We start from the raw sequence: 1,071 nt of genomic DNA, 5'->3' as shown, positions 1-1,071 counted from the left end.
AAGACGCAGCACAGAAGCCAGATCTTTGGCCTCATCCATTAAACTAACCAAGAACTCTCAGGAAAAGCTATGTCAGACGAACCACAGATGAATATGGATGCAGCCAACTTGTATCGCGAAGATATGTATACAGATCAAAAAATCGGAACCATCCGTGTTATGACGCCCGTGACGCAGGACGGAGAGCGCGACGATTCTCGAGCCGTTCAGTACCTTGGGCAGGCGCAAATGATGACGCCTGCCGGAGCGCTGCCTCTAAGTTTTGAGCTTCCAGTGGATAATCTTGCTGCTGCCGTAGAAGCATTTTCAGATGGCGCTGCACAGGCGATGGAAGACACAATGAAAGAGCTACAAGAGATGCGCCGTCAGCAAGCATCACAGATCGTTGTGCCTGGTTCCGAAGGGGGGCCAAAGATCCAAATACCTTAACCAAGCGTATGCATCGAGCGTTAGAAAACAATAACAGGTCAATGTCAGCGTGGTGATTAATCACACCATGCTGACTCACTCAACTCAGGGACTCATACTATGTTGGTATTACATCATCTAAACCATTCTCGATCTCAACGGATTCTTTGGCTCCTCGAAGAGCTTGGCGTCGACTATACGATCAAACTGTACGAGAGAGACCCCGTCACCATTCGTGCTCCGAAGAGTCTCAAAAAGGTGCATCCACTCGGCAAGTCACCGGTGATCACTGATGGTGATATCACCGTCGCAGAATCCGGTACGATCATTGAATACCTCCTTCGAACGTATGATAAAAACGGTGCATTCAAGCCAGAGGCTGGTCAGAAAGAGACCGATGTGAGCTACTGGCTTCACTTTTCGGAAGGCTCCTTGATGCCTCCTTTGTTAATGGCGTTGCTGTTCGACAAAGTGAAGGAAAGCCCAATGCCATTTTTCGTAAAACCTATTGCCAAGGGAATATCGGCGAAAGTGATGGGCGACTTCGTTCAACCTGAGATAGACAGCCTTCTGGCATTTATTGAAACGCATCTGGCTGGGAAAGAATGGTTCGTGGGGGACACGTTGACGGGTGCCGATTTCCAAATGAGCTTTCCGTTGGAG

2 protein-coding genes are annotated in these 1,071 nt (G+C 48.9%); both read left to right on the top strand.

Annotated elements, in window-relative coordinates; translation table 11 throughout:
- The first annotated feature begins 69 nt into the window (after positions 1-69).
- Positions 70-429 (top strand): hypothetical protein, encoded by a 360-nt coding sequence (locus A3750_RS13365; protein WP_068452953.1) that lies wholly within the window; start codon positions 70-72, stop codon positions 427-429.
- A 99-nt stretch (positions 430-528) separates the two neighbouring features.
- The coding region (locus tag A3750_RS13360; protein WP_068548356.1) for a glutathione S-transferase family protein at positions 529-1,071 on the top strand (543 nt) is incomplete at its 3' end.

Source organism: Oleiphilus sp. HI0079 (assembly GCF_001635105.1).
Note: the sequence above shows the minus strand (reverse complement) of the source record. Positions and strands in the feature narration are given on the sequence as shown.

Coding starts and splice junctions, on each gene's coding strand:
- A3750_RS13365 (WP_068452953.1), top strand. CDS start 70: ATGTCAGACGAACCACAGATGAATATGGATGCAGCCAACTTGTATCGC.